The sequence below is a fragment of the Algibacter sp. TI.3.09 genome (assembly GCF_038154905.1).
Taxonomy (GTDB): domain Bacteria; phylum Bacteroidota; class Bacteroidia; order Flavobacteriales; family Flavobacteriaceae; genus Algibacter.
In genome coordinates this window covers 23,014-36,973 of the sequence record NZ_JBAKAN010000001.1, presented here as the reverse complement: position 1 = coordinate 36,973, position 13,960 = coordinate 23,014, and the positions used below count along the sequence as shown (strand labels likewise).

General features: G+C 34.0%; 10 protein-coding genes and 1 riboswitch. Of the genes, 7 read left to right on the top strand and 3 right to left on the bottom strand.

Translation table 11 applies throughout. The annotated features are described in order from the left end of the window. Positions 1–27: 27 nt before the first annotated feature. From V6246_RS00140 to V6246_RS00130, 3 genes are all read right to left on the bottom strand, one after another. Positions 28–2,970, bottom strand: a complete 2,943-nt coding sequence (locus V6246_RS00140) for a PorP/SprF family type IX secretion system membrane protein (protein ID WP_341558394.1) — start codon at positions 2,968–2,970, stop codon at positions 28–30. Continuing rightward, the gene (locus V6246_RS00135; protein WP_341558392.1) at positions 2,970–4,412 is read right to left on the bottom strand and encodes a T9SS type B sorting domain-containing protein; all 1,443 of its coding nucleotides are present in this window, start codon (positions 4,410–4,412) and stop codon (positions 2,970–2,972) included. Before V6246_RS00135 ends, V6246_RS00140 begins: the two co-directional genes overlap by 1 nt. 130 nt (positions 4,413–4,542) lie before the next feature. Beyond that, positions 4,543–5,856, bottom strand: coding sequence for a hypothetical protein (locus V6246_RS00130; RefSeq protein WP_341558391.1), 1,314 nt, complete (start codon positions 5,854–5,856; stop codon positions 4,543–4,545). A 401-nt stretch (positions 5,857–6,257) separates the two neighbouring features. On the opposite strand from V6246_RS00130, the gene V6246_RS00125 reads away from it, so the two are divergent. From V6246_RS00125 to thiE, 7 genes are all read left to right on the top strand, one after another. Beyond that, complete coding sequence (locus V6246_RS00125; protein WP_341558389.1) at positions 6,258–8,426, top strand: endonuclease MutS2; 2,169 nt, start codon at positions 6,258–6,260, stop codon at positions 8,424–8,426. A 27-nt stretch (positions 8,427–8,453) separates the two neighbouring features. After that, positions 8,454–9,299 (top strand): hypothetical protein, encoded by an 846-nt coding sequence (locus V6246_RS00120; RefSeq protein WP_341558387.1) that lies wholly within the window; start codon positions 8,454–8,456, stop codon positions 9,297–9,299. 161 nt (positions 9,300–9,460) lie between these two features. Then, positions 9,461–9,563: riboswitch (TPP riboswitch) on the top strand. A gap of 86 nt (positions 9,564–9,649) precedes the next feature. Continuing rightward, positions 9,650–9,853: a sulfur carrier protein ThiS gene (thiS, locus tag V6246_RS00115; RefSeq protein ID WP_341558385.1), complete on the top strand. Its 204-nt coding sequence runs from the start codon at positions 9,650–9,652 to the stop codon at positions 9,851–9,853. A 77-nt stretch (positions 9,854–9,930) separates the two neighbouring features. Then, the gene (gene thiC / locus V6246_RS00110) at positions 9,931–11,790 is read left to right on the top strand and encodes a phosphomethylpyrimidine synthase ThiC (protein WP_341558382.1); all 1,860 of its coding nucleotides are present in this window, start codon (positions 9,931–9,933) and stop codon (positions 11,788–11,790) included. 159 nt (positions 11,791–11,949) lie between these two features. Then, positions 11,950–12,549 carry a thiamine phosphate synthase gene (locus V6246_RS00105; RefSeq protein WP_341558380.1) on the top strand — a complete coding sequence of 200 codons (600 nt, stop codon included), beginning with the start codon at positions 11,950–11,952 and terminating at the stop codon, positions 12,547–12,549. Beyond that, complete coding sequence (locus V6246_RS00100) at positions 12,546–13,298, top strand: hydroxymethylpyrimidine/phosphomethylpyrimidine kinase (RefSeq protein ID WP_341558378.1); 753 nt, start codon at positions 12,546–12,548, stop codon at positions 13,296–13,298. Before V6246_RS00105 ends, V6246_RS00100 begins: the two co-directional genes overlap by 4 nt. A 1-nt stretch (position 13,299) precedes the next feature. Continuing rightward, positions 13,300–13,953, top strand: a complete 654-nt coding sequence (gene thiE, locus V6246_RS00095) for a thiamine phosphate synthase (RefSeq protein WP_341558376.1) — start codon at positions 13,300–13,302, stop codon at positions 13,951–13,953. Positions 13,954–13,960 lie beyond the last annotated feature (7 nt).

Genomic DNA, 13,960 nt, shown 5'->3' with positions numbered 1-13,960 from the left:
AATGAAACTATATATTATAATTCTTCACTAATTTTCAATTCTCACCATTGACATTTTACTGTTATAAGGTGCGCCATTTTTGTTCTTTAATGCTCTTGATGCCGTTTCGATATAATCGAATTTTTGATAATAAATGAAATATTTACTGCTAGTAATATCATAAAAGAAATCTATATTAGATTGTCCTGCTGCAACTGCTTTGGTTAAAAAAGCATCTCTTTGAGCTTCATCAGCATGTACTGCAATTACCATATAGTAACCACTTTCCGCATTAGCAACATTTTTCACAATTTGAATATTACTTTGAATATCTCCAAAATCAAAATCACTCTCTGATAATGGTTCCGCACTTATAGCTGTAGACTGCTTAATATATTTTAAAGCAGATCTATCTTTATTGTATCTATCATCTTCGTTATCATAATTCGCTTTTTTAATACGACGTTTTCTCTCGATATCTGTAGCAATTTTGATACTTTCTAATGATGAAACTAAACGCTCTTGAGCACGTTTTGCTTCTTCCTGCTCTTTATACAAAAGCTCAATAGCATCTAAATAAATAACATTAACTGGATCTTGCTTACTTTTTACTTTTTTACGTCTTTCGTTATATAATTTTTCAATAGCCTTAATTTTTTCATCTCTATTGTTTATAACATTATCAACATCTGCCTTTAAGGCTGCTAAAGCCGCGTTTTCTGCACTTACACTTTTAAATGGTTTAGGCGCACTTACAATACCTTGATCTCTTAAATCATTTTCTTGTTTTAATTCATCTAAATCTTTTTGTTTACTAGCCATTTTTTCATTTAATCGGCGTAGTAAATCTTCTTGAATAATTTTAGACTCATCAGTTAATTTTGTTAAATCAATCATTGATTGCGTAGCGGCATCCATTGGAGCATTCCCTATAGCTTCAACAATTTCTTCAGCTCTCGATGTATTTTCTGTTTGATTTTTAGCTACTTCATCTGCTTTTGCTTTTGCATCGGCTGCTTGTTGCGCTTTAGCTAACTCATCTGCTTTTGCTTTTGCATCAGCTGCTTGTTGCGCTTTAGCTAACTCTTCTGCTCTTGCTTTTGCATCGGCCGCTTGTTGCGCTTTAGCTAACTCTTCTGCTCTTGCTTTTGCATCGGCTGCTTGTTGTGCTTTAGCTAACTCTTCTGCTCTTACTTTTGCATCGGCTGCTTGTTGCGCTTTAGCTAACTCATCTGCTTTTGCATCGGCGTCTTGTTGCGTTTTAGCTAACTCATCTGCTTTTGCTTTTGCTTTCGCATCGGCGTCTTGTTGCTCTTTAGCTAACTCTTCTGCTCTTGCTTTTGCTTCGGCGTCTTGTTGCGCTTTAGCTAACTCTTCTGCTCTTGCTTTTGCATCGGCTGCTTGTTGCGCTTTTGCTAACTCATCTGCTTTTGCTTTCGCATCGGCTGCTTGTTGCGCTTTTGCTAACTCATCTGCTTTTGCTTTTGCTTCGGCGTCTTGTTGCGCTTTTGCTAACTCATCTGCTTTTGCTTTTGCTTTCGCATCGGCGTCTTGTTGCGCTTTTGCTAACTCATCTGCTTTTGCTTTTGCATCGGCTGCTTGTTCCGCTTTAGCTAACTCTTCTGCTCTTGCTTTTGCATCGGCTGCTTGTTCCGCTTTAGCTAACTCATCTGCTTTTGCTTTTGCTTCGGCGTCTTGTTTCGCTTTAGCTAACTCGTCTGCTCTTGCTTTTGCTTCGGCGTCTTGTTTCGCTTTAGCTATTTCATCTGCTTTTGTATCAACTTCTACTTCTTCAGTAACCTCTTCAACTTCGACTTGCACCTCTACTGTATCAGCTACTTCCTCTATTTCCTTTGGAGCTTCAGCTAACTGTTTTGCTTCCTCTTTTACTTTAGCATCTGCTTCAAACTGAGCTTTTCTTTCAGCTTTTACTTTTTCACTGGCAACTCTATTAGCTCTAAATTTTTCTTTATCACTTTCCGAAGTTGCTGCACTTGCTTTTCTTTTATTAACAGACTTTCTTTTTTTATTAGATGAAGAAAAAATTGAGCTTTCTTCCTCATCATCACTATAATTATACCTATATTTTTTATTGAATTTATAAGCCAAAGTAATTTCGTGAGAATTTCCAAATTCAGATAATTCCCCCATAGATTGCTCATAATTATACTCTACAGCTATTTGCTTACTAATATTTAAACCTATACCTGCTGAAGCTCCATAAAGTGTATTATAACCCGCTTGCCCCCAAATACCTTTAGGAACAGTAAGCATCACAACACCCGAAATTACGGTTTGTTCTTTTTTAAACTCTGATCTTAATAAACCTGAAAATTTACTACTATCGAAAAAGCCACTACCTTGCAAAAAGCCAGTATACATAATATGACCTTGTATGCTTTGTTCTGGATTTTCTTCGATAATCTCGGAAGTATTTAAGTTATATGATACCAAATTATTTACAGCTACACCAAAATCGAAAAACATGGTACCGTAGTTTATCCCAGGGTTTATAGTAACTATTGAACTTTTTTCTGTATTATTTAATGCTGAATCTGGAAAGTTTGAAACTATTTTACCTTGGTCTATACCACTTTGATAAAATGCTATGTTGGTACCAAAGGTTAAATTGCTATCTCTATCGAAAACCGCATTGTAAGCAAAGTTTAAAATACCTCCAAAATTAGTATACACACCGTTGCTCTGTTGAAATAAACCAATACCAACTCCGGTATTTTCGCTAAATCGTCCAGAATAACTTACTAGATAATTTTCTGGTGCATTTTCGAACTGAGCCCATTGTTTTTTATTAGTAATACTGATGTATTTATTTTGTTCTCTTACAAAACTAAAGGTTGGATTTAACGCATATTTGTTAAACTTCAAAGAGTTTCTAACAGGCAGCGTAAACGCAACAACACCATTCTCTTGAGAATGGAGCTGTGTAATTAAACTAAAAAACAGGACGATATGTAGTATGCTCTTTTTCACTATTTTATGATCGTTATTGATCCCTTTTGCTTTTCGCCAGTAGAAGTTGTAATGATATAATAATAAACAGGACTGATATTTGTAAAGCTTAATTGATTTTCTGGCCAATTATTTTGATAATCGTCACTCTTGAAAACAACTTTACCTTGTGTGCTAAATATTACTACTTCGGCATTTGTGCCGCTCACATAATCTTTTGGTATAACCCAAGTATCATTTTCGCCATCATTATTAGGACTAACAATATTCGGAATTAATGCTACATCAGGAAATAAATCTAAAGCCTTTTCTACTTCAAACAAAAATGTTTTTGTTGAAACACAGCCCGAAGTTTGAATAACCTCAACCTTATAATTACCAGATTGTGTTGCTTCGTAACTATCACTATTTGCACTAGCTATTAAGGTTTCATTTAAATACCATTTAAATTCTGGATCTACAGCTGTTGTACTTGCTGTAACTACTAAATTTTCTTCCGCTTCAATACTATTAAATTCTGGAACGTCTATACTTGCTGTAAAATTTGTGTTTATAATTTCTATAGATGCACTACTAGAACAACTTCCAAGATCTACACTCACAGAATAGATTCCTTCCGTATTGGTAGTATACATTTGGCTTGTTGCTCCTTCGATTTCCGTACCATTTAAATACCATTGGTATGCATTACCGTTTATAGAAGTTAAGGTGGTTGGACCTTCGGTAGCACAATAAGGAATATCTACACTCGAGTTTATATCAAATGTTGCACTGCTAGAGACAATTTCACTAACGCTTACTCTATTTGAAAATGAATTTGAAGTACAAGTACCATAATCAGTTTCTACAAAATAAACACCTGCGGTATCCACAGCTAAAGTACTTCCCGAAGCAATAAAAACAGATGTTGTTGGGCCAGTTTCTAGATACCAATTAAAAGTAAGTGATGGATATTGTAAAGGTGAATCGTTCAATAAACTACCCGGATTATCTATAGTTAATAAATAACTTCCGCCAGAACAATAAGATCCCGTATCAATTAAATTATTTATAGAAAATGGAGTATCTTGAATTTTATAATAAGCAGGAAATCCGTTTGATGCCGAACTTGTAGCTACAGGAGCTGTACTCCTAATTTTGATTTTAAAATTTTCACCTGTTGTTGTTGTTGGGATAGAAAACTCTAGTGTTGCTGGAGTTTTGATTACACTACCTACATCAGAAATATAAATATCTGTAGAATTGGTGAAATCACCATTTTCATCAGAAAGTTCTATAATAAATTGATTAGAAGCTTCTAAATTCCCTTCTGGAGAAAAAGAAAACGTAGCATAATAAGTATTGAAAGCAGGGCCTGCACAAGCTTGAGAAAAACCAAGATTTGGCTTACTTATAACAATTTGAGCACTGACCATATTGGTAAAACTCAAAACAAAAAAAGCAAATACACTTAATCTTTTCATTCTATATTACTTGTTATTATTCTTTATATTAATTTTATATCACACTAAAAACCTGATTATTAAAAAATTTTAAACCCGAAATAAAAACACCTTATTATATAAACTTATTTTTATGGGGCTCGAAAACCTATTAGTCAGTACCTAAATCGTGAGATGCTATAATTTTATTAATCTGTAGACGGTAATCTGGTCTACGTTCGTTTCTTATATCAATAAATGTTTCTGCATTATGACTTTTAGAATAAACATTATAAAAAGCTGAGTTTCCGTACCAGTTTTCTAAATCTTCATTATTAGTATTGTGTTCAACAAAAATATTTCCGTTACAATTATTGAAATACATGTTTGTAAATTTAATTTTATCTAGATTTTCTTGATTAATGTTAATTTTTTCTTGTAAAATCACAGCTGGATTAAAACCAGAAATAACACCTTTTTCCATACTCAATGAAGCACTCTCTCCTATATATACAGCTTCATTAACTAATCCTTGTTGAATATCACCTTCTAAATTTTCACTATCATTAAGCATAGTAATGTTTCGAGCCGTTACCGATGTTCCTGGTTTAGAAAAATCAACTTCAGAAATTTCATCAAAACCTAATATTTGAAAACATCTAGAACCTTCACTACTAGAAATATATGGAGATCTTACAGCTAAAGAATTAGTAAGTTTACATTGTGCGCCGTAATTAAATCTAAAATCATTACTACTCGTTCTGAATGATACTATTTTATCTAAAGTTACATTACCGCCCCATACTTCAATAGCATCTCCACCAGAATAGCTTAACATAATATTATCGAATACAGTTTGGCTACCTACTCCTGCTAATAAAAGTCCATTTAAATATCCAGCACCTTTAATACGTTTACCTGCATATTCTATACGAACATATCTTAAAACACCAGAACAGCTTTCAGAATTATTACCTCCAAAGTTTGTAAAAGCATAATCACTTTGATTTAAATCAGAATAAAAAGTTGCTACAGAACCATTACCAAACTTATTGCTTGGCGCATCACCTAGAATAGTAATACCTCCCCAATCTCCAGCGCGCTTAACACTTCTATTAGATGTAAAAACTATAGGATCTGTTTCTAAACCATCGGCCATAAGAATAGCACCTTTAGTAATGGTAAGAGATGCTTTAGAAGCGTAGTCTCCAATAATTACCGTACCTGGTTCAATAGTTAAGGTTGCATTGTTTGTTACAAAAACACTCCCTACAAGAAGATAAGTATCTCTCTTGCTTAAAGTCGTGTTTTCACTAATGTTACCTGTTAATATTTGGTTTGGCTCTCTATAATCGGTTTGGTTTGGTTTAAACTCTGTCCAATTATCTAACCAATTATTAACACCTATGATACCTTTTTCTTGTTGCGCAAAGGCACTTCCCATTAAAAACAAAAAGAAAAGCAATTCTAAAGTAAATTTTTTCATAATAATTAAATTTTAAGCGTGAAACAGCAAACAATGCTTCTAAACTTTAAACAAAAATACAACAATTAAGCTATGAAAAGATACATTTTATCGATGAAACGCATTTTTATGTCGTTTGACGGTTCTTTTTTATCGATGAAATGCATCTTTACTCGCTAAAAGCCCTGAAAATCAATAAAGACACGAAAAACAAAAAATGGTCAATTTATAGGTATTTTCATCTATTTTTTTGAAAAAACAATTCTTCTATAGCTAATTTACAAAATTTAATAGGGATTTTACTACACAAATAACACTTTAACCTATTAATTTTATACAGGCACATAGTAGCATCACAATTCTCAATAAGAATATGTAAATTAGCACTCATTTATTACCTAAAACACCCCATTAAACTTCGAATGATACACATTCACGAAAAAACATTACAAGATTTAGAATTCCAAACCGTTTTACAACAAGTAAGCGAGCTTTGTGTTACGCCATTAGGCAATAAACAAGCATTAGATATTACTCCTTTTAGAACAAAAGAAGAACTTCAAAGCGCTTTACTGCTTACAAACGAATACTTATCTTCTTTCCATAACGATAATCGTATACCAAATCATGGTTTCGATACTATTGTAAACGAACTAAAGCTTTTACGTATAGAAAACACCTATTTAGAGGTGCATGGTTTAAAGAAAATTGTATCCATGTCTATTTCTGTAAATGCTATAGTGGTGTTTTTAAAGAAGTTTCATGAATACTACCCAAACTTAAATACTTTTGCATCTCATATTGAAGTTACCAAAGTACTTATTGAAAAAGTAGATGGTATTGTAGACCGTTTTGGAGACATAAAAGATAATGCATCAAATACCTTATTCGATTTAAGACAATCTATAAACAGAATAAAAGGAAAAATTAATGCCAGCTTTAGTTCGGCACTAAATACCTATCATGGTTTGGAGTATCTAGATGATATTCGCGAATCGGTAGTAGATAATAAACGTGTACTTGCCGTAAAAGCCATGTATCGCCGTAAAGTTAAAGGTGCCATAATGGGTGGTAGCAAAACCGGAAGCATTGTATATATAGAACCAGAAACTACATTACAATATTCTAGGGAACTTAATAATTTAGAATATGAAGAGCACGAAGAGGTTATTCGTATTTTAAAAGAAGTCACTAATTTTATTCGTCCGTTTTTAACACTTTTAGAAGATTACCAATCTTTCTTAATTGATATCGATGTTATTTCCGCGAAAGCGAAATACGCTAATTCCATGAATGCGATACTTCCGGAATTTACAGAAGACCGTAGCATGAATTTACGCGACGCTTACCACCCTCTACTCTATTTAAATAATTTAGCAAAGGAAGAAAAAACATTTCCGCAAAGTATAAAACTTAAAAAAGACAGTCGTATTATTGTTATTTCTGGCCCAAATGCCGGAGGAAAAAGTATTACACTAAAAACAGTAGGCCTATTACAAGTTATGCTACAAAGTGGTATGCTTATTCCTGTACACGAAAGAAGTACAGTAACCTTATTCGATAGAATTTTAAGTGATATTGGCGATAATCAATCTATAGAAAACCATTTAAGCACCTATAGTTACCGTTTAAAACAAATGAATTATTTCTTGAAGAAGTGTAACCAAAACACACTTTTTTTAATAGATGAATTTGGAACAGGAAGTGATCCTGAACTTGGTGGCGCTTTAGCGGAAACATTTTTAGAAGAATTTTACCATCGTGAAGCCTTCGGGATAATTACCACACATTATTCTAACCTGAAAATTCTAGCAAACGAAATGCCACACATGTTAAATGCTAACATGTTGTTTGACGAACGTACACTAGAGCCCCTTTTTAAACTCGTTATCGGTCAAGCCGGAAGTAGTTTCACTTTTGAAGTTGCTCAAAAAAACGGTATACCTTATAGTTTAATTAACCGAGCCAAAAAGAAAATTGAACGTAGTAAAGTGCGTTTCGATGCCACAATTGCAAAACTTCAAAAAGAACGCTCTAAACTCGAAAAAACAGGACAATCTCTAAAAGAAAACGAAAAGAAAAAAGGAGAAGAAGCCGATAAGCTAGAAGAAATAAATACCAAAATACAAAAGAAACTAGAAAGCTATCAAGAACTTTACGATAGCAACCAACGCCTTATTTACTTAGGACAAAAAGTAAACGATATTGCCGAAAAATTCTTTAACAACAAACAGAAAAAAGAAATGATGGGCGAATTGTTTAAAGTAGTTCAAATTGAAAATTCTAAACGCAAACGTGTTACTGTAAAAGAGAAAAAGAAAGTTAAGGCGAAAGAAATTCAAGTTAAAAAAGAAGTAGAAAAGAAAGTAGAAGTTATTCGCGAGAAGAAAAAAGAAGAAAAGAAAAAAGCCATTGAAGCTCCTAAACCAAAAGCTATAATTAGGCTTGGCGATCGCGTACGTATGGAAGATGGTCGTGCCGTTGGAACAATAGATAAAATAGAGAAAAACAAAGCGGTTGTAAATTATGGCATCTTTACTACTAATGTAAGTATGGACCAATTAGAATTGGTGGAGCATGTTAAGAAGTAAAAGAAGTTGAATTTCAACAATAAACCCATGGATATAAGACTATTATTTGAACAATATAAAAAATTCTCTTTGACCATAATCAGTCCTTTTCTATTTGAATTGACCGACAATAACTCTGTTCTATTTTTTCATGACCAAGAAAGAAACGATTTGTTTTTTATTCGTTTAAATGAGTTTTTAAATACGTCCTTTAAATCTCCTCTTAACCAAAATAAAAATGTTTCTTTATTTACGTTAATGGAAGACTTTTGCTCTCAACCACAATATATACAAAATGAAGATTTCAATAATTTCATTCAAGTTATAGAGGAAACTAAAGAATACTTTTTTAAAAAAAGATTTTACAAATATTACATATCTCCGCATGACATTGACTTTGAAATATCATTTGCAGAACTAATAAACTTTCAATCGAACTATTCAAAACATAGCTACTACCATCTATCAATAATTAAAAATAAACTAAGAAAACACTTTAAAAAAAATAACATTAAAAACTATGAAGACGAAGATTATAATGAGCATTTAGAATACTTTAAAGAAGCCGTTCTTGATGACCGGTTAAATTTTAATCAAACTAATATGGTTGAAAAACTCGGAAAACTTTTTCTTGCTTATTGGGATCTATTAAATTCTAATCATCAAAGCCGAATTCTAGATTCAATAAATGATTTCATTGATAAAAATGGAAGATTAGCCATGTGGAAAATTGATAAACCTCAAAACTTAAATGATGTTGAAGAATTCTTTTGGACAATAAAAGGAATACCTAAAGTTAGTAGAAATAGACTTTCTGATTATATTCCTAAAACATGGAGTCACTTAATTGAAAGAGAAACAAGTCCAAATAATATAATCGAAAAAAATCAATAAACTTCTATCTTCCCTAGTCTTAAAGTATACGACAATAATACGTTTTTTTTTAAAATTTTAAAATCTCCAAGCCTCTACTCAATCAATCAAATAAACCTTACTCAAAAAACAATCTCATTTTTTGTAGTCTAATCTTTCATACTTTTACATATATTTGCGATAGTAAACTTTAGGAGTAATTAATTATTAAGTTAATTAGTTTGAGAAATATCCTTAGAACCTGATTTGGTTAACACCAACGGAGGGAAAAGTTAACAGTGTCACCACTGCCCTTTTTTCAAATTCCAAAATCTTTTATTGTTTACAAAATTGTTTGACTAATTTTTTTTAGTCTCCAAAACCGTTTTTGTATGATAAACATAAAAGTAAACAACCAAAATCACAAATTTAAAGTCAATAGCACGCTAGACCAGGTTCTAGAAATGCTAAATCTTTCTCCTCAAGGCATTGCGCTAGCCGTAAACCAAGACATTATTACAAAATTACTTTGGTCAACACATACCTTAACAGAGGGCGACAGTGTTTTAATTATTACAGCCACACAAGGCGGTTAACCCCTACTCCAAAAACAAATATTCAAACAAAAATTAACCATAATATATTAACAGTTACAGCGAAAAAACCACAAGCCATGAAACAAAAAGATACCGCTCCAAAACAAGACGGAATTACTAGAAACCCTTTTCCTAATTCTAAAAAAATATATGTAGAAGGCAAAATTCATCCACAAATTAAAGTGGCCATGCGCGAAATTTCTTTGAGCGACACCACCGATTCGATGACCAAAAAGAAAACGCCAAACGAGCCTGTAACTGTTTACGATACCTCGGGACCATATACCGATCCAAACAAAAAAATTGACATCCACGCCGGTATCGAACGTATTCGTGAAAGCTGGATTAAAGAGCGTGGCGATGTAGAGCAACTCGAAGCATTTTCATCAGAATATTGCAACCAACGCTTAAACGATAAAAGTTTAGACCACATGCGTTTTTCGCTTCTAAAAAAACCTTTACGTGCCAAAACCGGACAAAATGTAACCCAATTACACTACGCAAAAAAAGGCATGATTACTCCAGAAATGGAATACATCGCGATTCGTGAAAATCAACGTATCGACGAGATGACGGAGATTAGAAAACAACACAAAGGCCAACACTTCGGCGCTTCTATTCCAGATAAAATCACACCAGAATTCGTCCGTTCAGAAGTTGCAAGAGGTCGTGCCATCATCCCATCAAACATTAACCATCCCGAAGCCGAACCTATGATTTTAGGTCGTAATTTCTTAGTGAAAATTAATGCCAATATTGGTAATTCTGCCGTAACATCTTCCATAGAAGAAGAAGTAGAAAAAGCTGTTTGGGCATGCCGTTGGGGCGCCGATAATATTATGGACCTTTCTACGGGCGAGAACATTCACGAAACCCGCGAATGGATTATACGTAACTCACCAGTTCCAGTAGGTACCGTGCCAATTTACCAAGCTTTAGAAAAAGTAAATGGCGTTGCCGAAGATTTAACTTGGGAAATTTTTCGTGATACTCTAATCGAACAAGCCGAACAAGGTGTAGATTATTTCACCATTCACGCTGGCGTTTTATTGCGTTACGTACCCATGACAGCAAAACGTGTTACTGGTATTGTATCTCGTGGTGGTTCTATTATGGCAAAATGGTGTTTAGCACATCATAAAGAAAGCTTTTTATACACCCATTTCGAAGATATTTGCGAAATTTTAAAACAGTACGATGTTGCCTTTTCACTTGGTGATGGTCTGCGTCCTGGCTCGGTTGCCGATGCTAACGACGAGGCACAATTTGCCGAATTAGAAACCCTTGGCGAACTTACACAAATAGCTCGAAAGCACGAAGTACAGTGTTTTATAGAAGGTCCAGGTCACGTGCCAATGCACATGATTAAGGAAAACATGGAAAAGCAAATTGAACTTTGCGACGAGGCACCTTTTTACACCTTAGGCCCTTTAACCACAGACATCGCACCAGGTTACGACCACATTACATCGGGCATCGGTGCCGCCATGATTGGTTGGTACGGTTGCGCCATGCTTTGCTACGTAACGCCAAAAGAACACCTTGGTTTACCTAATAAAGAAGACGTTCGTGTGGGTGTTGTTACTTATAAGTTGGCAGCGCATGCAGCAGATTTAGCAAAAGGACATCCAGGTTCTCAACACCGCGACAACGCTCTAAGTATGGCACGTTTCGAATTCCGTTGGGAAGATCAATTTAACCTTGGTTTAGATCCCGAACGCGCTCGCGAATATCACGATGAAACTCTACCTGCCGAAGGTGCGAAAATCGCGCATTTCTGTTCTATGTGTGGTCCAAAATTCTGCTCCATGAAAATTTCTCAAGAAGTTAGAGATTTTGCCGCCGAAAACGACATTGTAAACAACGAGGTTATCGCAAAAGGTTTTGAAGAAAAATCGAAAGAATTTAAAGAAAAAGGATCCGAAGTGTATCTTTAACAAATAATTTGGGAGTTCCCGTGCTTTTTCGCAAAAGCACGGTCGGGCTTTCCGTTACAATCTTTTGCAAAAAAGCAAAAGGATTTCCACTGCAATCCCTAACTAAGTGTCACGGCATAGCGCTACGGCATTAGAAGTTACAAAACATAACCATAAAAAATGATAGTCTTAATTTCACCAGAAAACGATATTCCAAACGAAATTGAAATGCTTAATCAGTTATTTCAAGAAGGTTTACAATACTATCATTTTAGAAAACCTGAAAAAATTTATGAAGAACATTGTGCTTATTTAAATCAAATAGAGGCGCAATATCATAACCGCATTGTGGTTCATTATTTTCATGAGCTTGTTAATACATATCCATTAAAAGGCATTCATTTTCAAGAACAAAAACGGAAAGACCACATTGATAATCCTGGTCAATATTTCAAAAACCTAAGCATGTATGGCAAAACCATAAGCTCATCTTTTCATGAAATTCAAGACCTTATCGACTGCGAATTCGAATTCGATTATCATTTGTTAAGTCCGGTGTTTTCATCTATTTCTAAAGCAGGTTATGAAGGTCGAGGTTTCGACGTCAACCCTATCGATAAATTTATTGTTGGCATGGGCGGTATTAATACCGATACCCTATTAGAAACTTTCAAACTCGGTTTTAAAGGTGTTGGTGTTTTAGGTGGTGTTTGGAATGCAGAAAACCCTGTAAAAAGTTTTATAGAATTACAAACAGCACATAGCAGCATCAAACTTTGAAAAACAGACCAAACATATTAACCATTGCAGGTTTCGATCCCACTAACGGTGCCGGATTAACAGCCGATGTTAAAACATTCGAGGCCTTAAAATGTTATGGTTTATCAGTTTGCACGGCAAATACAGTACAAGATGATCAGGAATTTATCGCTTGCCATTGGATACCGACTTCAATTATTTTAAATCAAATAGACGTTCTTTTTAATCGTTTTGAAATCAAGTTAGTTAAAATTGGCATTGTAGAAAACTGGGATACTTTAGAAATTATCATCAATAAATTACACAGCCTTAACCCTGAAATAAAAATCATACTAGACCCTATTTTAAAATCGAGTTCTAATTTTGATTTCCACAGTGATCATTCAGAAAAACTAGATATCCTATTATCTAAAATCTATCTATTAACACCTAATTACGAAGAAATTCAACAATTATACCCAGAGAAAAATATAGAAGAAACCATTGCTTATATTTCATCCAAAACCAATTTATTTTTAAAAGGTGGCCATCGTACAGATAAAAAAGGAAGAGATGTGCTTTACCTTGCCAATAAAAAGCAATTTACTTTAAATCCAAAATCATTTAATTGCTCCGAAAAACACGGCAGCGGTTGCGTTTTATCTTCTGCTATTACGAGTTATTTAGCCTTAGAGTTTCCTATATTGAAAGCCTGTTTAAAAGGGAAACAATACACCGAAAAATTTTTAAGTTCTAATACCTCATTATTAGGCTCTCATTCAAAAAAATAATATGAAAACGACATTACATTACATATCGCAAGGCGCCACACCACAAGAGCATTTAAATAATATTCACAGTGCCTGCGCTGCTGGGGCGGAATTGGTACAGTTACGATTAAAAAAATCGAATCCTAAAACTATTTTAGAAACCGCAAAAAAGGCAAGAGAAATCACCAATCATTTTCAAACGCGTTTAATTATTAACGACCATTACAAAGTGGCCGTAGAAGTTAAAGCCGACGGTGTACATTTAGGTAAAAAAGATGTTTGCCCAACCGTGGCTCGAAAAGCATTAGCTTCTTGGCAAATTATTGGTGGCACAGCAAATACGCTAGAAGACTGCCAAACCCTTATCGATAAAAAAATAGATTATATTGGTTTAGGCCCTTTTCGTTTTACAGAAACAAAAGATAATTTAAGTCCGGTATTGGGTGAAAAAGGCTATGCCGAAATCATCACAGCTTTAAACACAAAAACTCCAATTATTGCTATTGGTGGCATCACCTTAAATGATGTTTTAGACCTTATGATTACGGGGGTTTTTGGCATTGCAGTTTCGGGTGAAATTACACGGGATTTTAACAAAATAACAAAGTTTAAAGAACTAATTAACGGAGGAACAGCGCAAGAACAACGTTGGAAACCGGAAGATACTAAAAATTAAAAAAGCT